This is a genomic window from Nocardioides sp. GCM10027114 (assembly GCF_042659625.1).
In the GTDB taxonomy this organism is placed as follows: domain Bacteria; phylum Actinomycetota; class Actinomycetes; order Propionibacteriales; family Nocardioidaceae; genus Nocardioides.
Genome location: NZ_JBHSSS010000022.1, coordinates 169,950 through 192,965, shown reverse-complemented (window position 1 = coordinate 192,965; position 23,016 = coordinate 169,950). Strand labels below are relative to the sequence as shown.

Annotated in this window: 27 protein-coding genes; 13 read left to right on the top strand and 14 right to left on the bottom strand. The window is 74.4% G+C overall.

Translation table 11 applies throughout. The features are described from left to right. The first annotated feature begins 24 nt into the window (after positions 1-24). Positions 25-771 carry a class I SAM-dependent DNA methyltransferase gene (locus ACFP2E_RS11185; RefSeq protein ID WP_378524488.1) on the top strand — a complete coding sequence of 249 codons (747 nt, stop codon included), beginning with the start codon at positions 25-27 and terminating at the stop codon, positions 769-771. Here ACFP2E_RS11185 and ACFP2E_RS11180 read toward each other — a convergent pair. Beyond that, positions 750-1,388, bottom strand: a complete 639-nt coding sequence (locus ACFP2E_RS11180) for a hypothetical protein (protein WP_378524489.1) — start codon at positions 1,386-1,388, stop codon at positions 750-752. The two genes, ACFP2E_RS11185 and ACFP2E_RS11180, sit on opposite strands and share 22 nt — an antisense overlap. Then, on the bottom strand, positions 1,381-2,718 hold the full coding sequence (locus tag ACFP2E_RS11175) for a GH1 family beta-glucosidase (protein ID WP_378524490.1): 1,338 nt from the start codon (positions 2,716-2,718) through the stop codon (positions 1,381-1,383). The genes ACFP2E_RS11180 and ACFP2E_RS11175 overlap by 8 nt, the downstream gene beginning before the upstream one ends. A gap of 51 nt (positions 2,719-2,769) precedes the next feature. Here ACFP2E_RS11175 and ACFP2E_RS11170 point away from each other — a divergent pair, with 51 nt between their 5' ends. Both ACFP2E_RS11170 and ACFP2E_RS11165 read left to right on the top strand, forming a co-directional pair. Beyond that, complete coding sequence (locus ACFP2E_RS11170) at positions 2,770-3,426, top strand: pirin family protein (protein WP_378524491.1); 657 nt, start codon at positions 2,770-2,772, stop codon at positions 3,424-3,426. 149 nt (positions 3,427-3,575) lie between these two features. Further along, positions 3,576-3,875 carry a type II toxin-antitoxin system HicB family antitoxin gene (locus ACFP2E_RS11165; RefSeq protein WP_378524492.1) on the top strand — a complete coding sequence of 100 codons (300 nt, stop codon included), beginning with the start codon at positions 3,576-3,578 and terminating at the stop codon, positions 3,873-3,875. Positions 3,876-3,905: 30 nt separating this feature from the next. Here ACFP2E_RS11165 and ACFP2E_RS11160 read toward each other — a convergent pair whose 3' ends face one another. Genes ACFP2E_RS11160 through ACFP2E_RS11150 form a run of 3 tightly spaced genes read right to left on the bottom strand, consistent with a single transcriptional unit; the run spans position 3,906 to position 6,642 of the window. After that, positions 3,906-4,112 carry a hypothetical protein gene (locus tag ACFP2E_RS11160; RefSeq protein ID WP_378524493.1) on the bottom strand — a complete coding sequence of 69 codons (207 nt, stop codon included), beginning with the start codon at positions 4,110-4,112 and terminating at the stop codon, positions 3,906-3,908. A 14-nt stretch (positions 4,113-4,126) separates the two neighbouring features. Next, positions 4,127-5,080 carry a diacylglycerol/lipid kinase family protein gene (locus ACFP2E_RS11155; protein WP_378524494.1) on the bottom strand — a complete coding sequence of 318 codons (954 nt, stop codon included), beginning with the start codon at positions 5,078-5,080 and terminating at the stop codon, positions 4,127-4,129. Further along, entirely contained in the window at positions 5,077-6,642 is a 1,566-nt protein-coding gene (locus tag ACFP2E_RS11150; RefSeq protein ID WP_378524495.1) for an FAD-binding oxidoreductase, read from the bottom strand. Before ACFP2E_RS11150 ends, ACFP2E_RS11155 begins: the two co-directional genes overlap by 4 nt. 17 nt (positions 6,643-6,659) lie before the next feature. Here ACFP2E_RS11150 and ACFP2E_RS11145 point away from each other — a divergent pair, with 17 nt between their 5' ends. Genes ACFP2E_RS11145 through ACFP2E_RS11125 form a run of 5 tightly spaced genes read left to right on the top strand, consistent with a single transcriptional unit; the run spans position 6,660 to position 10,867 of the window. Continuing rightward, complete coding sequence (locus ACFP2E_RS11145) at positions 6,660-7,274, top strand: TetR/AcrR family transcriptional regulator (RefSeq protein WP_378539336.1); 615 nt, start codon at positions 6,660-6,662, stop codon at positions 7,272-7,274. A 7-nt stretch (positions 7,275-7,281) separates the two neighbouring features. Continuing rightward, positions 7,282-8,865 carry a glycerol-3-phosphate dehydrogenase/oxidase gene (locus ACFP2E_RS11140; RefSeq protein ID WP_378524497.1) on the top strand — a complete coding sequence of 528 codons (1,584 nt, stop codon included), beginning with the start codon at positions 7,282-7,284 and terminating at the stop codon, positions 8,863-8,865. Positions 8,866-8,896: 31 nt separating this feature from the next. Next, positions 8,897-9,526: a GNAT family N-acetyltransferase gene (locus ACFP2E_RS11135; RefSeq protein ID WP_378524498.1), complete on the top strand. Its 630-nt coding sequence runs from the start codon at positions 8,897-8,899 to the stop codon at positions 9,524-9,526. Next, a complete protein-coding gene (locus ACFP2E_RS11130; RefSeq protein ID WP_378524499.1) occupies positions 9,523-10,095 on the top strand; it encodes a DinB family protein in 573 nt (190 codons plus the stop codon). The genes ACFP2E_RS11135 and ACFP2E_RS11130 overlap by 4 nt, the downstream gene beginning before the upstream one ends. 55 nt (positions 10,096-10,150) lie before the next feature. Beyond that, complete coding sequence (locus tag ACFP2E_RS11125; RefSeq protein ID WP_378524500.1) at positions 10,151-10,867, top strand: 4a-hydroxytetrahydrobiopterin dehydratase; 717 nt, start codon at positions 10,151-10,153, stop codon at positions 10,865-10,867. Positions 10,868-10,882: 15 nt separating this feature from the next. On the opposite strand, the gene ACFP2E_RS11120 is transcribed toward ACFP2E_RS11125, so the two are convergent. Next, the gene (locus ACFP2E_RS11120) at positions 10,883-11,413 is read right to left on the bottom strand and encodes a hypothetical protein (RefSeq protein ID WP_378524501.1); all 531 of its coding nucleotides are present in this window, start codon (positions 11,411-11,413) and stop codon (positions 10,883-10,885) included. 157 nt (positions 11,414-11,570) lie between these two features. Between ACFP2E_RS11120 and ACFP2E_RS11115 the strand changes: the two genes are divergently transcribed. From ACFP2E_RS11115 to ACFP2E_RS11105, 3 genes are read left to right on the top strand one after another with little or no spacing between them, the layout of a single operon-like run. Next, positions 11,571-12,596 carry a sigma-70 family RNA polymerase sigma factor gene (locus ACFP2E_RS11115; RefSeq protein ID WP_378524502.1) on the top strand — a complete coding sequence of 342 codons (1,026 nt, stop codon included), beginning with the start codon at positions 11,571-11,573 and terminating at the stop codon, positions 12,594-12,596. Then, positions 12,593-13,285, top strand: coding sequence for a TIGR03086 family metal-binding protein (locus ACFP2E_RS11110; protein ID WP_378524503.1), 693 nt, complete (start codon positions 12,593-12,595; stop codon positions 13,283-13,285). The genes ACFP2E_RS11115 and ACFP2E_RS11110 overlap by 4 nt, the downstream gene beginning before the upstream one ends. Before the next feature lie 9 nt (positions 13,286-13,294). Further along, positions 13,295-14,272, top strand: a complete 978-nt coding sequence (locus ACFP2E_RS11105) for a LuxR C-terminal-related transcriptional regulator (protein WP_378524504.1) — start codon at positions 13,295-13,297, stop codon at positions 14,270-14,272. A gap of 162 nt (positions 14,273-14,434) precedes the next feature. Here ACFP2E_RS11105 and ACFP2E_RS11100 read toward each other — a convergent pair whose 3' ends face one another. Genes ACFP2E_RS11100 through ACFP2E_RS11090 form a run of 3 tightly spaced genes read right to left on the bottom strand, consistent with a single transcriptional unit; the run spans position 14,435 to position 17,479 of the window. Next, positions 14,435-14,758 carry a hypothetical protein gene (locus tag ACFP2E_RS11100; RefSeq protein ID WP_378524505.1) on the bottom strand — a complete coding sequence of 108 codons (324 nt, stop codon included), beginning with the start codon at positions 14,756-14,758 and terminating at the stop codon, positions 14,435-14,437. 55 nt (positions 14,759-14,813) lie between these two features. Beyond that, on the bottom strand, positions 14,814-16,115 hold the full coding sequence (locus tag ACFP2E_RS11095; RefSeq protein WP_378524506.1) for an MFS transporter: 1,302 nt from the start codon (positions 16,113-16,115) through the stop codon (positions 14,814-14,816). After that, on the bottom strand, positions 16,112-17,479 hold the full coding sequence (locus ACFP2E_RS11090) for an NAD(P)-binding protein (RefSeq protein WP_378524507.1): 1,368 nt from the start codon (positions 17,477-17,479) through the stop codon (positions 16,112-16,114). Before ACFP2E_RS11090 ends, ACFP2E_RS11095 begins: the two co-directional genes overlap by 4 nt. A gap of 92 nt (positions 17,480-17,571) precedes the next feature. Between ACFP2E_RS11090 and ACFP2E_RS11085 the strand changes: the two genes are divergently transcribed. After that, the gene (locus tag ACFP2E_RS11085; protein WP_378524508.1) at positions 17,572-18,459 is read left to right on the top strand and encodes a helix-turn-helix domain-containing GNAT family N-acetyltransferase; all 888 of its coding nucleotides are present in this window, start codon (positions 17,572-17,574) and stop codon (positions 18,457-18,459) included. A 22-nt stretch (positions 18,460-18,481) separates the two neighbouring features. Here ACFP2E_RS11085 and ACFP2E_RS11080 read toward each other — a convergent pair whose 3' ends face one another. Continuing rightward, positions 18,482-19,480, bottom strand: coding sequence for a DUF2332 domain-containing protein (locus ACFP2E_RS11080; RefSeq protein WP_378524509.1), 999 nt, complete (start codon positions 19,478-19,480; stop codon positions 18,482-18,484). A 78-nt stretch (positions 19,481-19,558) separates the two neighbouring features. Next, positions 19,559-20,380, bottom strand: a complete 822-nt coding sequence (locus ACFP2E_RS11075) for an SDR family oxidoreductase (RefSeq protein ID WP_378524510.1) — start codon at positions 20,378-20,380, stop codon at positions 19,559-19,561. Between the two features lie 158 nt (positions 20,381-20,538). Here ACFP2E_RS11075 and ACFP2E_RS11070 point away from each other — a divergent pair, with 158 nt between their 5' ends. Beyond that, positions 20,539-21,231 carry a hypothetical protein gene (locus tag ACFP2E_RS11070; protein ID WP_378524511.1) on the top strand — a complete coding sequence of 231 codons (693 nt, stop codon included), beginning with the start codon at positions 20,539-20,541 and terminating at the stop codon, positions 21,229-21,231. 449 nt (positions 21,232-21,680) lie between these two features. Here ACFP2E_RS11070 and ACFP2E_RS11065 read toward each other — a convergent pair whose 3' ends face one another. From ACFP2E_RS11065 to ACFP2E_RS11055, 3 genes are all read right to left on the bottom strand, one after another. Beyond that, positions 21,681-22,145 (bottom strand): SRPBCC family protein, encoded by a 465-nt coding sequence (locus ACFP2E_RS11065; RefSeq protein ID WP_378524512.1) that lies wholly within the window; start codon positions 22,143-22,145, stop codon positions 21,681-21,683. A gap of 77 nt (positions 22,146-22,222) precedes the next feature. Next, entirely contained in the window at positions 22,223-22,666 is a 444-nt protein-coding gene (locus tag ACFP2E_RS11060) for an HAD-IA family hydrolase (RefSeq protein WP_378524513.1), read from the bottom strand. Positions 22,667-22,678: 12 nt separating this feature from the next. After that, entirely contained in the window at positions 22,679-22,888 is a 210-nt protein-coding gene (locus tag ACFP2E_RS11055) for a hypothetical protein (protein WP_378524515.1), read from the bottom strand. Positions 22,889-23,016 lie beyond the last annotated feature (128 nt).

Sequence of the window (23,016 nt, the reverse complement as noted above, 5' to 3'; positions counted from 1 at the left end):
ACCATCGAGGAATCGGGGGACACGATGAGCAGGACGATCTACACCGAGCTGGCCGAGGAGTACGCGCGCCACTCGGAGACCGGCCCGCCGAACGCGCTCTACGACCGCCCCGAGATCCTGCGTCTCGCCGGGCCGCTCGCCGGGCGCGACGTCCTGGAGCTCGGCTGCGCGGCCGGGCACCTGACCCGGCTGATGCTCGACGAGGGGGCGGCCGTCACGGCCGTCGACGGGTCCGAGGCGATGGTGGCGACGGCCCGCGCCCGGGCGCCCGAGGCGACGGTGCACCTCGCCGACCTGGGCGACCCCGGGGCGCTCCGGATGGTCCCGGGCGGCGGCGTCGACGTCGTGACCGCCTCGCTGGTGCTGCACTACCTGCCCGAATGGCGACCGCTGATGGCGGAGATCAGCCGCGTGCTGCGACCGGACGGGGTGCTCGTCCTGTCGGTCCACCACCCGATCACCGGCTGGCTGCTCGCCGGCCGCGAGGACTACCACCGGGTCGAGGAGGTCGAGGAGCAGTGGAACGTCGCCGGCGTCCCGACTGTCGGCCGGATGTGGCGCCGTCCGGTCTCCGGGGTCTTCGCTCCCCTGCTCGAGGCCGGGCTGGTCGTGGACGCGGTCACCGAGCCGCTGCTCGACGAGGAGCAGGCTCGCACCATCACCGACGAGCGGATGCGGTGGACGCTGACCACCCAGCCGGTGTTCCTGTTCGTCCGCGCCGGGCGCCCCGCCCACCACGGGGCAGTGGGTCAGGACAGCCGGAACACGTAGGCGAACGCGGTCCGGGTGTAGCCGATCCCCCGCCCGCTGCCGCGGATCCGGTCCGGGTCGGCGGCCTCGGGGCGCTTCGGCACGAGGTAGGTCTCGAGCCCCTCCTCGTCGAGCGAGTACCGGTCGCCGCGGTGCCGGACGGCGGCGACCAGCGCCAGCCGCGGGTCCAGCGCGGCCAGCGAGGCATCGCCGTGGCTGGTGTTCGCGAGCAGCAGCCCGCCCGGCGCGAGGTAGCGCGCGCAGTGGTCCCAGACCGGCCCGGCGTAGAGCGACACGAGCAGGTCGAAGCCGCCGTCCGGCAGCGGGAGCGGCTCGGTGTAGTCGCCGGGCAGGAAGGTCACGTCGGTGCCCGCACCGGCGCGGGTCCGCCCGGCGAGCTCGGCGCCGACCCGGTCCTTGTCGGCGAAGAACCTGGCGGCCCGCCGGTCCGTGTCGACGTAGGTGACCGACGGGATCGCGGTCGACGGCGACAGGTCGACGTAGCTGCCCGGGTAGAGCGCGCGCCGCGGCGCCCAGCGGTCGGCGAGCGCGGCGAAGAGCCCGGACCGGTCGCCGATCGACTCGCGGTACGACGACCACGTTGCCTTGGTCGCCCTGGTGCGCGTCTGCTCAGCCACCGTGCTGCGGCTGCGCCGCGACCATGTCGGCGTACCACTGGAACGACTTCTTGGGCGTCCGCTCCTGCGTCTCGAAGTCGACGTGCACCAGCCCGAACCGCTGCGTGTAGCCCTCGGCCCACTCGAAGTTGTCGAGCAGCGACCAGCAGTAGTAGCCGCGGATGTCGACGCCGCGCTTGATCGCGGTGGCGACGGCGTTGAGGTGGGACTCGAGGTAGTCGATGCGGCGCTGGTCGTCGACGACGCCGTCGGGGCCGGGCTCGTCGGGCCACGAGGAGCCGTTCTCGGTGATGTAGATCGGCGGCAGCGCGGCGCGGTAGCGGGACCGGAAGATGATCAGCCACTCACGTAGCGCGTCCGGCGCGACCGGCCAGCCACGGCCGGTGACCGGGTAGCCGAGCACGTCGAGCTGCTCGAACGGGATCGGCTGGTCCTCGGGCGTGGCCGCGATCTTCAGCGGGCCGTAGTAGTTGACCCCGTAGAAGTCCAGGGGCTGCCGGATGGTCGCGAGGTCGCCGGGGCGGATGAGCTCCTCGAGCAGCGGCGCCAGGTCGAACGGGTACCGGCCGAACAGCATCGACTCGGCGAACATGCCGTTCCACAGCGCGTCGAACAGCTTGGCCGCGCCGACGTCGGCGTCGGCGTCGCTGGCCGGCCAGATCGGCGCGTGGTTGTTGGCGCAGCCGACGCTCTCGGCGCCCGCGGCGCGCAGCGCGACCGCCGCGCGGCCGTGGCCGAGGAGCAGGTGGTGCGCGACCGGAAGCGCGTCGAACAGCAGCTCCTTGCCGGGCGCGTGCCGGCCCTCGCCGTACCCGAGCAGCGTCACGACGTTCGGCTCGTTGACCGGGACCCAGTGCTCGACCCGGTCGGCGAACGCCTCGCCGACGATGCCGGCGTACTCGGCGAACCGGTCGACCGTGGCGCGGTTGAGCCAGCCGCCGTCGTCCTCGAGCGCCTGCGGCAGGTCCCAGTGGAAGAGCGTGACCATCGGCTGCACGCCGGCCTCGAGCAGTCCGTCGAGGAGCCGGTCGTAGAAGTCGAGGCCCTTCTGGTTGGCCGGGCCGGAGCCCGTGGGCTGGATCCGCGGCCACGCGACCGACAGCCGGTAGCCGCCGACGCCGAGCCGCTTCATCAGCGCGACGTCCTCCTCCCACCGGTGGTAGTGGTCGCAGGCGACGGCGCCCGACGAGCCGTCCTTGATGCGGCCGGGCTCGGCGCAGAAGGTGTCCCAGACGCTGGGTCCCCTGCCGTCCTCGTCGACGGCTCCCTCGATCTGATACGACGCGGTGGAGGTTCCGAGGCGGAAACCCGGGGGAAGTTGCGGGAACACGAGATCATTCTTGCCATGACCGTCGAGGTACGTCGTGGCAGTTCCCGATTCGTGACTCGAGAGGAGGGGCGGAGCACGCGGCACTCGTTCTCCTTCGGGCCGCACTACGACCAGGACAACGTCGGGTTCGGGCCACTGCTGTGCCACGACGACCACCTGCTCAAGCCGGGCGCCGGCTTCCCCGACCACGGGCACCGCGACCTCGAGATCGTCACCTGGGTGCTCACCGGGATGGTCGAGCACACCGAGGAGGGGCAGGAGACCGTGCGGCTCGGGCCGGGCGCGGTGGCCGTGCAGTCCGCCGGCACCGGCATCCGCCACGGCGAGGTCGCCGCCCAGGACGCCGGCCCCACCCGGTTCGTGCAGGCGTGGCTGACGCCCGACGAGGACGACGTGGAGCCGTCGTACGACGTGCGGCGGCCGACGATCCACACCGGCGAGCTGACGCCGGTCGCCGGCGCCGGCACCTCGCTGGCGATCGGCACCGAGGGCGCGACGCTGTCGGTCGCGCGGCTCGAGGCCGGCCAGCACGTGACGCTGCCCGGCGCCCCGCTGCAGCACGTGTTCGTGGCGAACGGGTCGCTGGGGCGCTCCAGCCTCGCCGAGCCGCTGCAGGCCGGCGACGCCTTCCGCATCACCGACGACCCGGGGCTGACGGTGACCGCCGCGTCCCCCACCGAGCTGCTCGTGTGGACCTTCACCCGCTGACGAGACCGCGGTCAGCTTCCAACGGGCTGCGTCGCCCGCGGCAGCTGTGGCAAGGTCAGAGCGCGGGTCAGCCGCAGCACCAAGAGGAGACGAGGTAGATGGCCACCTCAGAGCGTCCCAGGGTGGACGTGGGGCACTACACCTATCGGGTGACGTGGTCCGCCGAAGACAGCGGGTACGTCGCCACCTGCCTCGAGTTCCCGTCGCTGTCTTGGCTGGAGGAGTCGCGCGGTGACGCGATCGACGGCCTGGAGCGGTTGATCACCGAGGTCGTCGCGGACATGGAGGACAACGGCGAGAAGGTCCCGGTGCCCCTGGCCGAGCGCAAGTTCTCGGGCACCTTCAACGTCCGGATCGGCGAGCACCTCCACCGCCGCCTGGCCATGCATGCCGCCGAGGAGCGCATGAGCCTCAACCAGTACGTCGTGAAGAAGCTCGCGTCCGGCTGACGCGGGTCCCACGTCGGCGGGCGTGTTTGGCTACTGCGTTGCGCGGCGTCCTGCGAGCAGCAGCCGCGCGGAGCGGACGACGAGCAAGGCCGCGACCGTGGCCACCACGGCCCCCATGACGCGCATCCACGTCGGTGCGTCCGGATCGAGTGCCGTGATGAGGGCGACGATGAGGACGACCACGTCCAGCACCAGAACCGCCACGCTCGGCGCTGACTTCAGCTGGATGCGGGACACGCGCACACGCTAGGTCACCGCAGCACGGTGAGGGCGCCGGGGAGGACCTCGACGACCGCGGGCGGCTCGGTGAGGCCGGGCAGGCTGCCGAGTGGCTCGCCGTCGCCGCCGACCGGGATCGGGGTGCGGGCGCGGCCGCGGATCTCGACCCGCCTGCCGGTGAGCACGGTGACCTCGGGGCGGTCGACGTGGCGGCCGTCGTACACCGTCGGCAGCGCGCGGACCAGCGCCGGCCGCGAGCCGGCCTCGATGACGACCACGTCCAGCACGCCGTCCTCGACCGAGGCGTCGGGCGCGATCCGCATCCCCTTGCCGTAGTAGGCGGAGTTGGCGACCACGACCGTGGCGGCGGAGTACTCGCGCTCCTCGCCGTCGACGCTGACCCGGTAGCGGCCGGGGCGGTACGTCGCCAGCGAGACCACCGCGGCGTACGGGTACTGCAGCGAGCCGGGCAGCCAGTGGACCCGGTCGACGATCGCGGAGGCGCGGGCGTCGAGGCCGGCGTAGACGGAGCCGGCGACGAATCGGGTCTCCTCGCCACGGGTCCACGACAGCAGGTCGACGGCCCGCGGCTCGCCCTCGAGCAGCAGCCGGGCCTGGCCCTCGGGGTCCTCGGGCAGGCCGAGCATCCGGGCGAAGTCGTTGCCCCGGCCGGCGGGCAGCACGCCGAGGGTGCCGCCCCCGCGGGAGACCTCTCCGGCCAGCGACGACAGCATCCCGTCGCCGCCGACCGAGACCACCACGTCGCCGCGGGACAGGGCCCCGGCGACCAGGTCCTTCGTGGCGCGGGGGCCGGGCGAGTAGGTGACGTCGACGGTCGCGCCGGCGTCGCGCAGCAGCCGGGCCACCGGCACGACCGCCTCCGGGGCGGCGCCGCCGCCCGAGGCCGGGTTGACCAGGAACGAGAAGCTGCGGACCTGGCGGTCCTGCTGCTGGCCGGGCTGCTGCTCGGGTCGGGGCGCGGTCACGGGACCAGCACCCCCGGGTTGAGGATCCCGGTCGGGTCGAGCTCCGCCTTCACCGCCCGCAGGATCCCGACGCCGACCTCGCCGATCTCGCGGGCGAACCACGGCTTGTGGTCGGTGCCGACGGCGTGGTGGTGGGTGATCGTGGCGCCGGCGGCGAGGATCGCGTCGCTGGCGGCGGCCTTGGCGGCCCACCACTGCGCGACCGGGTCGTCGGCCTCCTTGGCGGCGACGGTGAAGTAGAGCGAGCAGCCGGTCTCGTAGACGTGGGAGATGTGGCAGAGCACCAGCGCGGAGTCGAGCTTCGACTCCAGCGCGGCCTTCACCTCGGCGTGGACCTGCTCGAACCGCGACCAGAACGTGGCGGTCTCGAGGGTCTCGACGAGGACGCCGACGTCGAGCAGCGCGTCGCGCAGGTACGGCGCCCGGAAGCGGCCCTCGGCCCAGGCCTGGCCGGGCTCCTCCCCCAGCGCGGTGCCGCCGAGGCCCTCGAGGACGGCGGTGACGACCTGGCGACGCGCCGCGACGGCCTCCGGGGTGCCCTCGTAGCCGGTGATCATCAGGCAGCCGCCGGCCGAGTCGCCGCCGACCGCCTCGGGCCGGGCCAGGTTGACCGCGGTCTCGGACTCGTCGGAGAGCCGCAGCACGGTCGGCTGCAGCCCGGCCTGGGCGAGGGTGCGGATCGCGGCGGCGCCCTCGGCGAACGACGGCCAGCGCCAGCCCTCGTAGATCTTGACCTCCGGCAGCCTCCGCACCCGGACCGTCACCGCCGTGATGACGCCGAGGACACCCTCCGAGCCGAGCAGCAGCTGCCGCAGGTCGGGGCCGGCGGCGCTGGCGGGTGCCGAGCCGAGGTCGAGCCGGCCGGCGGGGGTGGCGACGGTGAGCCCGACGACCATCGCGTCGAACCGGCCGTAGCCGGCCGACGACTGGCCGGACGAGCGGGTCGCGGCGAAGCCGCCGATGGAGGCGTACTCGAAGGACTGCGGGAAGTGGCCGAGCGTCAGACCGTGCTCGGCCAGCAGCGCCTCGGCCTCGGGGCCGCGCAGCCCCGGCTCGAGGGTCGCCGTCATCGAGACCGGGTCGACGTCGACCAGCCGGTCCATCCGGGCCAGGTCGAGGCTGACGACCCCGGCGTACCCGTCGCGCCGGGCGGCGAGGCCGCCGGTGACGGAGGTGCCGCCGCCGAACGGGACCACCGCCAGGTGGTGGTCGACCGCGAAGGCGAGCACCGCGGCGACCTCGTCGTGGCTCGCCGGCCGCACCACCACGTCGGGAGCGTCGGTCAGGTCGCCCTCGCGGGCGCGGAGCAGGTCGGGGGTGGACTTGCCGCGGGTGCGCAGCCGCCGGGTCTCGTCGTCGGTGAGCACCGCGTCGTCGCCGAGGATCCCGCGCAGCCCGTCCACGAGCTTGGCGTCGAGGGCCCGGGCCGGCGGTGCGGCCGGCGCGGGGGCGGGCCGCTCGTCGAGGCCGAAGGCCAGCTCGACCAGGGCGCGGGCGTTGTCGGGGAGCGGGCTCGCGGCGGCCGCGTCGCCCCAGCGCTGCGGGTGCATCTCACGGGTCATGCGTTACAGTGTGACACATGGCGTCACTTCGTCACAGCAATGGCTCCGGCGGCGGGCCGCAGGACGGCTACCTCGACGCCGCCCGCGAGTGCATCCTCGACGTCGGCTGGCGGCGTACGACGCTCACCGAGGTGGCCCGCCGGGCGGGCGTCTCGCGGATGACGATCTACCGCGCCTGGCCCGACATGCCGCAGCTGCTCGGCGACCTGATGACCCGCGAGTGGGGTGGCGTCGTGACCGCCTCGGTGGCGGCAGCCGGCCCCGACGGCCCTGCCGAGTCCGACCCGGTCGAGAAGCTGGTCGCCCAGGTGGCGGCGACCGTGAGGGCGCTGCGCGACAACGAGCTGTTCCTGCGGATCGTCGAGCTGGACCCGGAGCTGCTGCTGCCCTACCTGCTCTCGCGCCGCGGCCGGTCGCAGGACGCGATCCTCGCGCTGGTCGAGGGGGCGGTCCGCGACGGCCAGGCCGCAGGTGCCGTCCGCGACGGCGACCCGGCCGCGATCGCGCGGGCGGTGGTGCTGGCCACCCACGGCTTCGTGCTGTCGGCGCACACGATGGTCGACGACGCGGTCTCCGAGGCCGACCTCGACGAGGAGCTGCGGGTGCTGCTGCGACGGACGCTGGCGCGGTGAGCTCGCGATGAGCGTCCCGACGTACCCCCCGACCCGGATCACCCCGGGCCTGACCGGGGTTCCCGAGTCCGTCGACCTGGTCGTGGTCGGCCTCGGCGTCACCGGTGCCGGCGTCGCCCTCGACGCGGTCACTCGCGGCCTGTCGGTGCTGGCGGTCGACGCCTTCGACCTCGCGTGGGGCACCTCGCGGTGGTCGTCGAAGCTCGTGCACGGCGGGCTGCGGTACCTCGCCCACGGCCAGGTCGGCGTCGCCCACGAGAGCGCCGTCGAGCGCGGCATCCTGATGGAGGTCACGGCGCCGCACCTGACCCACCCGATGCCGTTCCTGATCCCGCTCACCTCCGCGGTCTCCGGCACCCAGGCCACCATCGCCCGGGCCGGGCTGGTGGCCGGCGACCTGCTGCGCCGTGGCGCCCGCACCAGCCGCGACCTGCTGCCCCGGCCCCGCAAGGTCTCCGCCCGCGAGGCGCTCGCGCTCGCCCCCGGGCTGCGCGAGGAGGGGCTGCGCGGCGGCCTCCTCTACTGGGACGGCCGACTCGAGGACGACGCCCGGCTGGTCACCACGATCGCCCGCACCGCTGCCGACCACGGCGCCCACGTCCGGACCCGCGCACGGGTCGTCGCCGCCAGGGGCACCGGGGTCGAGCTACGCGACGAGCTGACGGGCGCCACCCACCGGGTCGCCGCCCGCGCGGTGGTCAACGCCGCCGGGGTGTGGGCCGGCGACCTGGTCGACGAGGTCCGGCTGCGCCCCTCCCGCGGCACCCACGCCGTGCTCCGCGCCGACACCCTGCCCGGGCTGCGGACCGCGGTGACCGCGCCGGTGCCGGGCTCGACGAGCCGGTTCGTGATGGTCCTCCCCCAGCCCGACGGCACCCTCTACGTCGGCCTCACCGACGAGCCCGCCGACGGCCCGGTCCCCGACGTCCCCGAGCCGACCGAGCCGGAGATCGGCTTCCTGCTCGACGTGGTCTCGGCGGCGTTCGGCCGGCAGCTGCGACGGTCCGACGTGGTCGGCGCGTACGCCGGGCTGCGGCCGCTGCTCGACACCTCGGGCGCGGGCGACCCGGGTGGCGCCGGCGAGGACGGGGAGGGCGGCGGGGCGACCGCCGACCTCTCCCGCCGGCACGCGGTGCTCCCCTCCGCCACCGGCGTGGTGACGGTCGTCGGCGGCAAGCTCACGACGTACCGGCAGATGGCCGAGGACGCCGTCGACGCCACCGGCCTCGACGCCGGACCCTGCCGCACCCACTCCCTCCCGCTGGCCGGCGCCGCGCCGCGGGAGCGGCTGGCCGCGCTGGAGCTGCCGGGCCGGCTGGTCCGCCGCTACGGCACCGACGCCGCGCTGGTGCTGGAGAACGCCCGCGCCGTCACCGGCCTCGACGACGACGCGCTGCTGGCGCCGGTCGCCGACGGCGTGCCGGTGACGCTGGCCGAGCTGGTCTTCGGCGTCACCCACGAGGGCGCCGCCGACGCCGACGACCTGCTGGACCGGCGTACCCGCGTCGGGATGGTCCCCGCCGACCGGGAGAGGGCGCTGCCCGCCGCGCGGCGGGCGCTCGACCTCGCCGCCGCGGCCCGCAACCGGTGACAGGGCCGGCGCGCGGACGTAGGTTGCCCGCATGGGGGACGAGCTCGAGGTCAGGCCGCTGACACCCGAGACCTGGGACGCGTTCGCGGCCCTGGTGGAGCGGCACAACGGGATCTTCGGCGGGTGCTGGTGCATCTACTTCCACCCCGACTGCGCCGAGCGCGGCCAGGGGTACGACGGCAACAAGGCGCTCAAGAAGAAGCTGGTGGAGCAGGGGGCGGCCCACGCGGCGCTCGTGATGGACGGCGACCGCGCGGTGGCCTGGGCGGAGTACGGGACGCCGGAGGAGCTGCCGAACATCCACCACCGCAAGGACTACGAGAAGGCCGGCGACCCGCCGCCGGACTTCCGGATCACCTGCATCTTCATCGACCGGGAGTACCGCCGGCGCGGGCTCACCCGCCTCGCGCTGCGCGGCGCCCTCGACCTGATCGCCGGGGCCGGCGGCGGAGTGGTCGAGGGCTACCCGCAGGACCTCTCCGACGGGCGTCGGGTCGGCAACTCGTTCCTCTACAACAGCACCCGCGCGGTGTACGAGGAGCACGGGTTCGAGTACGTGCGCCCGAAGGGCAAGGGGCACACCGTGATGCGCCGCGTGGTCGACCCGGCATCCGGTGCCCCGAGGCACCACTCGCACGCCGGCGGAGGCCGATCCGCATGACCAGCACCTTCGGCTTCACGCCCGGCCGGCCGCCGGAGTGGGACGTCGAGCGCTTCCTGCGCGGTGACGAGGTCGCGACGGCAGTGGTCACCCTGGAGCGGAACCGGCGCACGTTCGCGTGGAAGTGCGCCGGGCTGGGGCCCGAGGCGCTGCGGCTGCGACTCGGCCCGTCGTCCGTGACGCTGGGCGGCCTGCTCAAGCACCTGGCCTGGGTCGAGGAGCTCTACTTCCAGACCCGGCTGGCCGGCCGCCCGCCCATGGCGCCGTTCGACCGGCTGGACCTCGAGCAGGACTGGGAGGACTGGGCCTGGGACACGGCGGCCGACGACAGCCCGGAGGCGCTGCGCGAGCTCTGGGGCGCCGCGGTGCACCGCTCCCGCGACGCGCTGGCGACGGCGCTGGCCGACGGCGGGCTCGACCACACCTCCCCGGACGGGATGAGCCTGCGCCGGCTGCTGGCAGACATGATCGAGGAGTACGCCCGCCACACCGGCCACGCCGACCTGCTCCGCGAGCAGGTGGACGGGGTGGTCGGCGAGGGCCCGCCGCAGGACTTCCCGGTGCCGTGAGCACCGGAGCACCGAACCTCCCCGCCGGAGCCGGATCCGGGCTAGCGTCCCGGGCATGGACATGCTCACGGGGGAACAGATCGCCGAGGCCGGCCTTGCCGACTGGCGCAAGCTGGCGCAGGGCCTGCACGCCCGCTACGAGGTCGATGACTTCGGCACCGCCGCCCGCTTCGTCACTGCCGTCGGCGAGGACGGCGACGCGCTCGGCCACCACCCGCGCGTGGCGATCGGACCGAGGTACGTCGACCTCAAGCTGAGCTCGGACGACGCCGTCTACCGCGACGACGAGGGCACCGAGCACGTCGTTGAGTGGGTGACCCGGAAGGACGTGGAGCTCGCGCGGCGGATCACCGAGCTCGCCGCCGACCACAAGGTGAGTGCCGACCCGGCCTCCGTCAGCGTGATCGAGCTCGGCCTCGACACGGCCCGCTCGGCGACCATCGCCCCGGTGTGGGCCGCGCTGCTGACCGGGGACCCCGGGGCCCAGGGCCGCGGAACGCCGAGCGACGAGGTCCGGGACGCAACGGGACGGGTGCCGAACCTGTGGTTCGGCGACGCCGACGAGTCCGACGAGTCCGCGTCCGCCCGGCAGCGGTTCCACGTCGAGGTCTACGTGGCCCCCGAGGCGGCCGGGCAGCGAATCGCCGCCGCGCTCGCCGCGGGTGGGACCGTCGTCGACGACTCGGAGGCGCCCTCACTCACCGTGATCGCCGACCAGGACGGCAATCGGGCAGTTGTCTGCGCCGACGTCTCCACTGCGGGGAAGGGCTGAACCCTCCCCCGGCGCTCAGCGGTCGGCGACGCTGATGCGCACGTCGATCCCATTGGCGTCGACCGGGCCCATGAGGCCGCCCAGCACGCCGACGAGCACGCCGATCGCGACCAGGGAGCCGATCGGGGCGCCCTCGCGGGCCGCCGGTCGGGTGCGCTGCCAGGCGTACCAGTCCGAGCTGCTGAAGGCCGCCAGCCCTGCCAGCGCCGCGGCCGTGGTTGCGAGCGAGAGGATCAACCAGGCGGCCTGGCCCGCGTCGCCGACCGAGAGGATTCCGAGGACCTCGGCGACCAGGGCGAGCCCCAGCACGACCCAGGCGAGGACGACCCGGACGGGACGGGCCCGGACGACGCCGGCGGAGACGTAGCCCACGACGAGCCCGCCGAGGACGACGGACACGACGAACGACACCGCGTCGTCCTGCCGACCTCCGCGCGCGCCCAGCGCGACCAGCTGGCCCGCCAGTGACGCCCAGACGACCACCCAGATCGACGTCGGCAGTGGCGGCGCAGCGCCGGGCTGGCCGACTCCCCCGTGCATGCTCACGCCGGCATCCTCACACCCCGCCTCCGGGCGACGGGCAGGGGCACCGATGAGTTTCGCCGTCGACACCGGTCGGTCTCTCACGACAGACTGAACCGGCCTGCCCGGGCTCGGTCGGACAGGCAGCCCGGAGGGGGATCCGGCAGTGAGGACGGCGGACGTGACGACCCAGCAGACGCAGCAGCAGACCAGCCAGAAGACGGACGCGGAGCTCGAGGACTTCCAGGCCCTGGCCCGCCGCTACGAGCGCGAGCTGCTGGCCCACTGCTACCGGATGAGCGGCTCCTTCCACGAGGCCGAGGACCTGGTGCAGGAGACGCTGCTGCGGGCGTGGAAGGCGGCCGGCGACTTCCAGGGCCGCTCGTCGGTCCGCACCTGGTTGTATCGAATTGCCACCAATGTCTGCCTCACTTCACTCGAGGGAAGGCCGCGCCGGCCGCTGCCCACCGGCCTCGGCGCCCCCGGCTCGACCGCCGGCGACCCGCTCGACGAGCAGCCGGAGATCCCATGGCTGCAGCCGGTCCCCGACGCCGCGGTGGTGGTCGAGGAGCGCGACTCGATCCGGCTCGCGTTCGTCGCCGCCCTGCAGCACCTGCCGGCGCGGCAGCGGGCGGTGCTGCTGCTGCGCGACGTACTCCGCTGGTCGGCCACCGAGGTGGCCGAGGCCCTCGGCACCAGCGTCGCCGCCGCCAACTCCGCGCTGCAGCGGGCCCGCGCCACCCTCACCGACCGTGGCCTCACCGAGGACACCGTCGCGCCCGAGCTGAGCCCGGAGCAGGCCGACCTGCTCGACCGGTACGTCGACGCCTTCTGGCGCAAGGACATCGACGCCATCGTGGGGCTGCTGACCGCGGAGGCGGTGTGGGAGATGCCGCCGTTCGCTGGCTGGTACACCGGCGCGGAGAACATCGGCCGGCTCATCGACACCGGCTGCCCGGGCGGCGTCCACGACATGCCGATGGTGCGCACCGACGCCAACGGCCAGCCGGCGTTCGGGCTCTACATGCGCACCCCCGCGGGCGACTTCGTGCCGTTCCACCTGCAGGTGCTCGAGCTCGAGGGCGACCGGGTGGGGCACGTGGCGGCGTTCTTCGACACCGACCTGTTCGCCCGGTTCGGGCTGCCCGACCGGCTGCCGGCGGAGGTCGGCGAGACCCTCCTCGACCGGGCAGCGGGCCCGCGGTGACCGGCCCGCGGGCGGCGACGCTCGCGGGAGGCCTCGACCTGCTGGAGCGGTCGCTCCACTACACCCGCTCCGCGCTGGCGGAGGTGGGGCCGGGCGACCTGCGCCGGCCGACGCCGTGCGCCGGGTGGTCGCTGGGCGACCTGCTGGCGCACATGGAGGACTCCCTCGACACCTTCACCGAGGCGGCGACCGGGCGGGTCGACCTCGCGCCCGCCACAACCGGCCTGGTGCCCGGGCCGCGGGTCGACCGGCTGCAGGCGAAGGCGTGCGCGCTGCTGGGCGCGTGGCGGCTGTCCGCGCGGGACGACCGGTCCGCGTGCAGCGGCGCGGGCCTCGACGGGCCGGGCGGGGCGACGGTCGGCGGTCTGGCCCTGGGCGCGGGTCTGCTGGTGGCGATGGCGGCGCTCGAGGTGACCGTGCACGGCTGGGATGTCGGCTGGTCGCTGAGCCCGGCGCGGCCGGTGCCGGAGCCGCTGGCCGAGTCGCTGCTCGAGGTCGCACATGTGCTGGTCGGGCCGGAGGACCGGGTCACCCGGTTCGCCGCGCCGGTGGCCGTGCCGGTCGGGGCACCCGCGTCGGCCCGGCTGGTGGGCTTCCTGGGACGGGCCCCGGACCACCAGCCCCCATCTGGGGGACGGCTGGGCAAAATCCCCGCCGAACGGCCCTCGCGAGTGCCGCGCGATTCCTAGCCTGAGCACATGCTGGCCCCGGACGTCGCCACGAGCGACGAGCTGCGCACCTGCCGTGAGCTCGTGCGCTCCGGTCGCATCCGGCAGGCGCTGGTCCGGGCCGCACGGCTCGAGAAGGCGCACCACGCCGCCGAGCGCACCGGCGGCCTCGCCGTGCTCATCGAGTGCCGGCTGGCGCGGGGTGAGCTGGCCGGCGCGATCCGGGCCGCGGAGCCGCTGGCCGCGCTGCAGGACGAGCCCGGCGTGACGGGTGCGGTGGCGTCGTACGCGCTGGCCGAGCTGGCGACCGCGTGCGGCGACCACGACACCGCGGCGGCGCTCTACAACGAGGCCGGTTGCGGGCTCGGCGGCTTCGACGACCCGCTGCTGCTGCCGTGGCGGGCCGGGGCGGCGCTGGCGATGACCCGGCTGTCGCGGCACCGTGACGCCCGGCTGCTGGCCCACGCGCACCTCGACCTGTGCCGCCGCACCGACTCGGCGTACGCCGTCGCGCAGGCGCTGCGGACCGTCGCTGCCACCGACCCGGGCAGCCGGGACCGGGAGGCGATGCTGCGGGAGGCGGTGGCGACGCTGTCCGACACCCTGGCCGGGCGGCTGTCGGCGCAGATCGCCACCGACCTGGCGGCGCTGCTGGTGCTGCACGGCGCGTTCGGCAGCGCCCGGGAGCGTGAGGAGGCGGTCGGGCTGCTGCGCGGCGCGGAGGCGTACGCCGCCCGCGAGGACCTGCCGCCCCTGCTGGACCGGATCGCCCGCCAGCTGGTGCTGCTCGGCGAGGAGCCGTGCCGGCAGCGCCGCGAGCTGCTCGCCGGGCTGACCTCGACCGAGCAGCGCGCCGCCGAGCTCGCCGCGGACGGGCTGAAGAACCGGGAGATCGCCGCCACCCTCGACGTCACCGTGAAGGCGGTCGAGTGGCACCTGTCGAACATCTACAAGAAGCTCGGCATCAGCGGCCGGGCCGGGCTGCTCGAGGCGTTCGGCGCCAACTGACCCGGCCCGCCGGTGGTTGAGGTGCGAGGGCCCCCGGGCCCGAACCTCCGAACCACGCACCGGTGGTTGAGGTGCGAGGGCCCCCGGGCCCGAGCCTCGAAACCCCAGAAGCGAAGGCAGGGCCCGAGCCACATGTCTCGGAGCGCCTCTGCGACTGAGCGTTCAGGCGGTGGTCGGGCGGAGCGCCCAGCGGAGGCTGGTCGCGGTGATGGCCAGCACCAGCATCGCGAGCAGCAGTGCCCCGAGCAGGGGCAGCGGGTCGGCCACCGCGACGTCGGCGACCGCGTCGTACTCGCACCGGATGGTCACCGGTCCGTCGAGGTAGCCGGGGCGGCCGCTGAGCCCCTCGACACCGGGTGGCGCCTCCGGCTGGGGTGCGCGGGTCCGGCAGTAGTCCTCTGTGTACTGCGCCTGGCCCACGACCCACAGGCCGGCCGCGATGACCGCGGCCCCGAGGCTGCCGGCCACCGCCAGCGCGGTGCGCATCGTCCGTCGTCGTCCGTCCCTCATGCCCGGGGCCAACGAGGCCGCTCACCAGCGGTCACGGGCGCGAGGGGGTCCGGCGTCCGGCGTCCGGCGGCCGGGCCAGCGGCAGCAGGGCAGCGCCACCGCCCGCCACGACGGCGAGCACCAGGAAGGCGGCCTCCCACGACCCGGTGAGCTGCGCGAGCAGGGCACCGGCGAACGGGGCCGCGGCGCCCGCGACCAGTGCCGGCGCGTGCAGCAGAGCACTCAACCGGCCGTACGCCGTTGTCCCCCACCGGTCCGAGACCGCGGTCGCCTGCACCAGCGTGTACAGGCCCCGGGCGAGGCCCAGCGCCACGGCCACGGCAATGACCAGCGGGGTGCGCGGCGGCGCCACCGCCAGCGCGGCGGTGAGCACCGCGACGGACCCCGTCACCACGACCGCGCGGCCGGTCACGCTGGTGGCCGCCGCGAGCCGCGCGTAGCCCAACCGTCCCAGCACCTGGCCGACGCCGCCGAGACCGAGCACCAGCGCCGCGGTCCTGGTGTCCACGCCCTGCTCCCGCAGCATCGGCACTAGGTTGACGACCACGGCGTACGCCGCGAACGCGGTCAGCGCGTGGGCTGCGGCGAGCGCCACGAACGCCGCCGAGGCGCCGCCGCCGGCCACAGCAACCCCGGCCGCTCGGGCCCGTCGGGACCTCGGCACGTCGACGTCTGCCGGCCATGGTCGGCGCAGCCCCCACCAGTGAAGCGGCAGCGTGATCGCGGCCGCCAGCAGCATCAGCACCACGAAGGCGACCCGCCAGCCCGCAGCCGCGTCCACGGCAGCGGCCAGCGGGGCGAAGACCGTGCTGGCGAGACCGCCTGCGAGAGTGATCGCGGTCAGCGCCCGGACCCGGTGCGGACCGGCCCAGCGGGTGATCGCGGCGAAGGCGGGGGCGTACAGCGTGCCCGCCATCGCGGCGCCGACCGTCACCCAGCCGACGTAGAAGACCGGCAGCGACGGGGCCGCAGCGACCGTGGCCATGCCGGGCAGCGCCAGCAGCGCGCCGGCCGTCATCACCCGTCGCGGCCCGTGGACGTCGAGGTGGCGACCCACCCACACGCCGACGCCGGCACTGACGAGCTGCGACAGCGACCAGGCGCCGGTGACCTGGGCCGCCGACCAGCCGGTGCCGGCGGCGATGGAGGCCTGGAGCGCGGCGAAGCCGTAGTAGAGGCAGCCCCACGAGGTGATCTGGCTGAGGGCGAGCACGCCGACGACCCGCCGCAGCGCCGCCGGGTCGAGGGCGGCCGCGTCCCCGGCGGGTCCGACGTCGCGACTGCCCGGTGCCGGGCCCGGGTCGAGGACCCGGGCCGGCACGTCGCGGGTCACCGGACCGGGAGGCCCACGTCGACGAGCTCCGGCTTCTCCGTCGGGCCGTAGCAGCCGCCACCGGCCGTGGCGAGGGCCTCGCCGACGGCCGGGTCGGGCAGGCCGTCGAAGGCGCCGGCCCCGTTGCAGACCCCGGTGGCGGGGAGGACCAGGTCGACCCGGTCGGCCGCCTCGAGGTCGCCGTCGATGGCCGCGACCACGGAGCGGACCTGCTCGAATCCGGTCATCGCGAGGAACGACGGCGCCCGGCCGTAGGACTTCATGCCGACGAGGTACAGGCCCGGTTCGGGCTGGGCGAGCTCGCGGTGGCCGTGCGGGGCGACGTCGCCGCAGGAGTGGTGGTCCGGGTGGATCTGGTCGGCCAGCACCCGGGGCGACCCGAGCGCGGGGTCGAGGTCGAGCCGGACCTCGGACAGGAAGGAGAGGTCGGGCCGGAAGCCGGTCACGACGATCACCTCGTCGACGTCGGTGACCTGCCGGCCGCCGGTCGCCACCAGCGTCAGCCGCCCGTCGGGCTGGGACCGGACCGCCTCGGTGCGGAAGCTGGTGACCGGCTCGACGACGCCCGTCGCCGCGGCCTCGCGTGCCGCCTGGCCGAGCCGGCCGCGCTGCTCGAGCTGGTCGTTGTCCCCGCCACCGAACGCGTCGCCCACCGCCGGGCGGCGCAGCAACCAGGACACCCGGGTGCCCGGGTGATCGGCGGCCAGCCGGGCCAACCCGATGAGCACCCCCTGGGCGGAGGCGCCCTTGCCGGCGAGCGCCACGTGCTTGCCGGCGTACCGCGCGGCGACCTCCGGGGCGTCGAAGTCGGGGGTGCCGCGCACGATGCGGTCGGCGTGCTCCGCCTCGCCGAGCGCCGGGTAGCCGTCGGCGCCGAGCGGGTTGGGGCGGCGCCAGGTGCCCGAGGCGTCGACCACGGCGCCGGCCAGCAGCCGCTCCCGGCCGTCGGCGGTGTCGACGTGGACGGCGAAGGGGTCGCGCTCGCGGCCCGAGTCGACCATCAGGTCGCGGCTGGCGCGGCCGACCCCGACGACGCGGGCGCCGTAGCGCACCGACCCGTGTGGGTGGGCGTCGAGGAGGTCGGCGAGGGGCTGGAGGTAGCGCTCGCGCCACTCCCCGCCGGTGGGATAGGCGTCGTCGTCGGGGCCGACCCAGCTCCCGGCTGCCTCGAGAAGGCGGCGGGCAGCGGGGTCGACGAGCTCGCGCCACGCGGAGAACAGGCGGACGTGCGCCCACTCCCCGACGGCGTCACCGGCGCGGGGGCCGGACTCGAGGACGACGAAGTCCAGGCCGCGCTCGGCGGCGTACGCGGCGGCGGTCAGGCCGATCGGCCCGGCGCCCACGATCGCAACGGGGTGGTTCACGGGGGTTCTCCTTCGCTATGATCGATGACGGTCGATGAAGACTGCTGGAGAATGTATCGGCCGCCATCGATGAATGCAAGGAGCAATTTCGGATGACCGCGACCACGCCCGCCACGACCGGGTCCGCCACCGACCCCACGCGCACCGACGACCCTGCCGCCGGCGGCCTGTCGGTGGCGGCGGCGGAGCAGTACGCCGAGTGGTTCTCCCTGCTCGGCGACCCCACCCGGGTGCGGCTGCTGCACGTGCTGTCGACCGCGACGTCGGGGGCGATGAAGGTCGGCGACCTGGCGCAGCGGCTCGGGGTCAGCCAGTCGACCTGCTCGCACCACGTCGAGCTGCTGCGGCGGGTGGGCTTCGTGGTCGTCGACAAGGTCGGCACCTCGAGCCTGGTGTCTGTCAACGCGGCCTGCTGCACCGGCCTGCCGCACGCCGCGGACGTGGTGATGGGCACCCTGGCCTCGCAGCCGTGCTGCCCGACCGACCTGCCGACCGACGTGACCGTGCGGCCGGTGGCCGACGCCGACCTGGACGCCGTGCTCGCCATCTATGCGGAGGGCCTCGCCACCCGCAACGCGACCTTCGAGACCGCCCTGCCGACGGCCGAGGAGCTGCGCGCCAAGTGGCTGCCGGACCTGGCCTGGGTCGCCGAGCTCGACGACCGGGTGGTCGGCTGGACCGCGGTCATGCCGGTCTCCAGCCGCGAGTGCTACGCCGGAGTCGGTGAGACGTCGGTGTACGTCACCGCCGACGCGCAGGGCCGGGGCGTCGGGAAGGCGCTGCTCTACACGCAGGTCAACGAGGCCGACGCCGCCGGGATGTGGACGCTGCAGACCTCGATCTTTCCGGAGAACCGGGCCAGCCTCGCGCTGCACCGCTCGGCCGGCTACCGCACCCTCGCGGTGCGGTCGCGGATCGCGCAGCTCGACGGGGAGTGGCGCGACACGGTGCTGATGGAGCGGCGCAGCGCCCGCTGCTGAAGGCGCTCGGCCTGCGCTACGGCTACGCGGGTCCGAGCCAGGTCATCGTGCGGCCGTGCCCGTGGGTCCACGCGACGGCCTGCCCGTCGACGCCGAGCACGAACGTCTGCCGCTCCTCGGGGATCTCCGGGCCGGTGGCGGTGACCTCGGGCAGCACCCGCTTGCCCTCGTTTGAGACCCAGTGGCAGCGGCCGTCGGCGACCAGCCCGGAGACCAGGTCGAAGTAGCGGCGCCGGTCGGCTTCTTCGAGGTAGGCGATCACCGCACTGTGGAAGACCACCACCCGGCCGTGCTCGCTCGCCTCGTCGACCAGCCGCGGCAGCTCGTCGAGCAGGTCGCCCTTCACGAGGTGGGGCGGGTCGGTGCGGGCGATCCCGATGGCGGTGCCGAGCCGCTCGCGGCGGTCCTCCTCCTCGGGGAAGACGAGGTTCGTCAGCCACGCCATCTGGTCGGAGTCGTCGACGTCGCCGGGGTTGAGGTCGACCCCGCCCCGCCACGCGACGGCCGGGGCCGTGATCTCCGTCGGGAAGGCGCCGTCGACCCGGCACTCCAGCGTCGGCCCCTCGCCCGCCCGGACCGTGCCTGCGGTGGTGTGCCACGCGTAGGACCAGCGGTCGGGGTAGAGGCAGAGCCCGGCGCTGGCGCCGACCTCGATCAGCGCGACCGGCTCGTCGCCGGCCACTTGCGCGAACGCCGGGGTCAGCGTGGCCAGCCGGCCGACCTCGTTGGTCTGCGTGGACCGGCTCAGGATGGTCTCCCGGATCGCGCCGTCGTCGCCGAGCAGCGCGTCCCGGAGGCCGGCGTACGGGCCGGGGGCGGGTACGCCGTGCCACCGCGCCGCCGCAAACACCAGGTTGGGCTGCCGCTTCGGCTCCGGCAGCGTCCCCAGCCACTCCTGTACCTCCGGGTCGCCGAGCACGCCGGTCGTCCACTCCTCGAAGCAGGTGCCCCGGGCCCCCTCGGCCTCGAGGTAGCCGAGGAAGTCGGAGTAGGTCTTGGTGACGTCGGCGTGGATCTCCATGCCCGCATCCTCGCCAAGGCGCCGTCCCGGGCACGAGACGGGTACCGCCGCGCCGGCAGGGTCGCCGGCCGACGCGCGCTACAGCCCGAACTGGGCACGCATACCGGCCACGAACTGCTCGTCCTGCTCGGCCGAGTAGCGGGTGGCGAGGAGCGCCTTGGCACCGTCCCCGGAGACGTACCGCAGCTGCGAGGTGCCGTCGGTGGCCGCCGCGAAGATGACCTCGGCGACCTCCTCGGGCTCCTGGCTGCCGCTGGGCGTCCCCGCCTCGATCGCCGCGGCCGCCGCGTCGACCAGCGGCTGGTAGTCCGCGAGCGCGGGGTCGTGGGTGAACACGAACGAGCGTCCGCCGAAGTCGGTCCTCACCCCGCCCGGCTCGACGATCTTCACCCGGATGCCGAGGGTCGAGAGCTCGTAGTGCAGGGCCTCCGACAGGCCCTCCACCGCCCACTTGGAGCCGTGGTAGAGCGTGCCCAAGGGGTAGGTCATGCGACCGCCCACCGAGGAGACGTTTACGATGACTCCGCTCCGCCGCGCCCGCATCCCGGGCAGCACGGCCTGGATGGTCTCGATGAGCCCGAAGACGTTGACGTCGAACTGGCGTCGGATGACGGGCATCGGCGTGGCCTCGAGCGGCCCGTAGGCGCCGTACCCCGCGTTGTTGAGCAAGACGTCGATGGCGCCGAACCGGTCCAGTCCCGCGGCGACTGCCGAGCCGATGCTGTCGCTGTCCAGCAGGTCGAGGCGCGTGACCAGCACGCGGTCGCCGTCGGCAAGGTCAGCTCCGTCGTCAGGATCGCGCATGGTGGCGACGACGTTCCAGCCGCGGTCGGCGAAGAGGGCCGCCGAGGCCCGGCCGATGCCGGAGCTCGCACCGGTGATCAGGACGGTCTGCGTCATGGTTGGCCTCGCAATCTGACCGGTCCCCGACCGGCCCCGGACTGGTCGCTGGGATCCAGCCTGCCGGACCGGGTGAAAACCGGCGCCGCTGCAACGGCAAGGACATTCGAGTACGAGTGCTCACGACACCGCACCGGACCCGCCCCGATCCTCGGCTCATGAGCACTGGACGCACCGTCACCGCCGTCGCACTGCTGGCGGCCGAGGCCGGGCTCGCCGGCTTCGGCGTGGCCGTCCACTACGGCCTGATCGCCGACTACGGAAACATCACCGACACGACCTTCGAGGCCTGGGCAGGCGGGTACGGCGAGGCCGGAGTGGGTGGTCTGGCCCTCGTGATCGTCACCACCGCCGCCCTCGTCGCCGCCGTGGTCGCCAATCGCCGCTGGATGCGACTGACCGCTGTCGCGCTCCCCGCACTCATGGTGCTCGGCACGCTCGTCGTCACCCCGGCGGCGCTCCAGAGAAAGCTCGAGTCCCAGTACGCCGACTCGCCGGAGTGCGGCTCGCGTTGGTTCGGCGGAGGGGTCGGGGCCCGCGCCGCGCGGCGGTCCGAGGCGGCGTTCGACTCGATCGAGCACGTCGGGCTCTTCGGCGGCGGGGGTGCCAGCGGGGTCGGCGGCTGCGACCGCTGGTTCCGACTGACCGAGGACGTCGACGTCCTCGACCACTACCGCGCCGCGTTACCGGCCGCGGGCTGGCAGGTCGTGGAGGACCAGGTGGACCGGCTCCGCGCCGTGCGCGACGGCATGGCGTTCGAGGTGGCGGTGTGCGACGACGGCGGAGTGGTGTGGGCCGGTCGGGTCGACGACCACAGCCGGGCCCGCTGCGACCTGGGCGCCCTTGGGTGAGGAGCGACCGTCCCCCGGTGGCAGGGGGAGAAATCTCCAGCACCCGACGGGGACCGGCCCCAGCATCCCGCCATGACACATGAGGTGGACTTCCCGGGCTTGGCGTGGGTCAAGGACCCGGTCAACCCGGACACGGGTGTGCCGACCGGCGCCGCGCCCCGCATGCGGCACCACGAGGACTGCGTCCACTGGTACCGGGACTCCGACGGTGTGCCCCTCGGCCCCCGGCCCTACCTGGCGTCGCCGGAGCAGATGCAGTCCCTGCCGGCCTGCCAGACGTGCGCCGGCAGTGGCGGCGGTGACCGAAGAGACCTTGGCGGCCAGTCCAGGGCGGCGGGAGCAGTGTGTCCCTCGTGCTTCATGGAGCTGCCGGTCGTGGGTGGCTGCCCCCACTGCTCCTGACGCGGCTCCGACCACCGCCTCCGCTGTGGCGGCGCCGGAACCGCACGCTAGGTCCGCTGGGCAGCGGCGGCGATGTCCTGCAGGTCCTGAACCATGATCTTGCGGGTGGCCTTCATGCCGAGCCGGCCGAAGAGCAGCCACATCACCTTGTGCAGCGGACCGGGGTCCGCCTGCGCCGCCGCGAACGTCATGGTCAGTCTCGTGGCGTCGCTCGAGGTCGGGGTGAGCGTGAACTCGGTGACGTAGTGGACGCCGCCCGAATCGGCCTCGACGACCGTGCGCGCCGGGGGCTCGACCGCAGTGACCTTCAGCTGCTCGGTCGCCTCCTTGCCGAACATCCTGCGGGTCTCCCGCCAGGTGGTGCCGACGTCGTACGGGCCCTCGGTCAGCATCTCGACGCGCTCGACGCCACGGAGCGTCTGGTCGGCGTGCTCGACGTCGGTCAGCACCTCCCACACCCGCTCGGGGCGCGCCTGCACCAACTGCTCCAGCTCGATTCGGTGCCCGGTCATTGATCTCCCGTCCTCCGCCGCCTCGGAGCGGCCCCGCTTGTGTGGCCCGACGCTATCGGCGTTCGCCGACAGGGCGGTCAGAGCTCCAGCAGCCCGTCCGCGACCTCGACCAGGTCGTCGCCCCGGACGTCCGCCGGGAGGAACACGTCGCCGGGCTCTCCCTCGAGCCGGGAGCACCAGCCGGCCAGGGCACCGGCGCGCTTGGCGCCGTGGCAGTCCCAGGCGTGCACCGCGACCAGCGCCATCCGGTCCAGCTCACAACCGAGCGCCTCGGCTGTGTGGTGGTAGACGGCCGGCGCCGGCTTCCAGACGCCGACGACGTCGGACGTCACGACCTGGTCGACGTACTCGTCGAGCCCCGCGCCGGTCAGGAACGAGCGGGTGTTGTCCGGGTCGCCGACGGTCAGGCAGCCGATGGCCACCCCCGCCGCGGAGAGCCGGCGCATCGCGGGGCCGGCGTCGGGAAACGCCGGGACCTTGGCGAAGCCCTCCAGGACGTGGGCGATGGCGTCCTCCGACATGGCCTGCTGCGTCTAGGTCCGCAGCGCCTGGCGCGCCGTGGCGGTGAAGTCCGCGACATCCCCCGCCAGTGTCAGCGCCATCGCGTCGCGCTGGAACCGCATGAAGAACGGCCCGAGCACGTCGGCGGCCTGTCCGACCTCCTCGAGCCGCTCACCGATGGGGTCCAGGTCCAGCAGGGTCTCGAGCACGTCGAAGGCGACGGCTTGAACACGTCCAGCCATGCGTGGCTCCTCCCGGCTCCGGGATCTGGGTCAGCCAACTTCCACGACCCTGCCTATCAGCCGAGCGCGCCAGGATCCATGGGGCGACCGGCTCGATCCACCGGACCGGATCACCGACGACGTACGGC

Bases quoted from the DNA above. Each gene is read 5' to 3' on its own strand.
- ACFP2E_RS11185 (WP_378524488.1), top strand. From the start codon at position 25: ATGAGCAGGACGATCTACACCGAGCTGGCCGAGGAGTACGCGCGCCAC.
- ACFP2E_RS11150 (WP_378524495.1), bottom strand. From the start codon at position 6,642: ATGACCCGTGAGATGCACCCGCAGCGCTGGGGCGACGCGGCCGCCGCG.
- ACFP2E_RS11145 (WP_378539336.1), top strand. From the start codon at position 6,660: ATGGCGTCACTTCGTCACAGCAATGGCTCCGGCGGCGGGCCGCAGGAC.
- ACFP2E_RS11140 (WP_378524497.1), top strand. From the start codon at position 7,282: ATGAGCGTCCCGACGTACCCCCCGACCCGGATCACCCCGGGCCTGACC.
- ACFP2E_RS11135 (WP_378524498.1), top strand. From the start codon at position 8,897: ATGGGGGACGAGCTCGAGGTCAGGCCGCTGACACCCGAGACCTGGGAC.
- ACFP2E_RS11130 (WP_378524499.1), top strand. From the start codon at position 9,523: ATGACCAGCACCTTCGGCTTCACGCCCGGCCGGCCGCCGGAGTGGGAC.
- ACFP2E_RS11125 (WP_378524500.1), top strand. From the start codon at position 10,151: ATGGACATGCTCACGGGGGAACAGATCGCCGAGGCCGGCCTTGCCGAC.
- ACFP2E_RS11105 (WP_378524504.1), top strand. From the start codon at position 13,295: ATGCTGGCCCCGGACGTCGCCACGAGCGACGAGCTGCGCACCTGCCGT.
- ACFP2E_RS11100 (WP_378524505.1), bottom strand. From the start codon at position 14,758: ATGCGCACCGCGCTGGCGGTGGCCGGCAGCCTCGGGGCCGCGGTCATC.
- ACFP2E_RS11085 (WP_378524508.1), top strand. From the start codon at position 17,572: ATGACCGCGACCACGCCCGCCACGACCGGGTCCGCCACCGACCCCACG.
- ACFP2E_RS11080 (WP_378524509.1), bottom strand. From the start codon at position 19,480: ATGGAGATCCACGCCGACGTCACCAAGACCTACTCCGACTTCCTCGGC.
- ACFP2E_RS11075 (WP_378524510.1), bottom strand. From the start codon at position 20,380: ATGACGCAGACCGTCCTGATCACCGGTGCGAGCTCCGGCATCGGCCGG.
- ACFP2E_RS11070 (WP_378524511.1), top strand. From the start codon at position 20,539: ATGAGCACTGGACGCACCGTCACCGCCGTCGCACTGCTGGCGGCCGAG.
- ACFP2E_RS11065 (WP_378524512.1), bottom strand. From the start codon at position 22,145: ATGACCGGGCACCGAATCGAGCTGGAGCAGTTGGTGCAGGCGCGCCCC.
- ACFP2E_RS11060 (WP_378524513.1), bottom strand. From the start codon at position 22,666: ATGTCGGAGGACGCCATCGCCCACGTCCTGGAGGGCTTCGCCAAGGTC.
- ACFP2E_RS11055 (WP_378524515.1), bottom strand. From the start codon at position 22,888: ATGGCTGGACGTGTTCAAGCCGTCGCCTTCGACGTGCTCGAGACCCTG.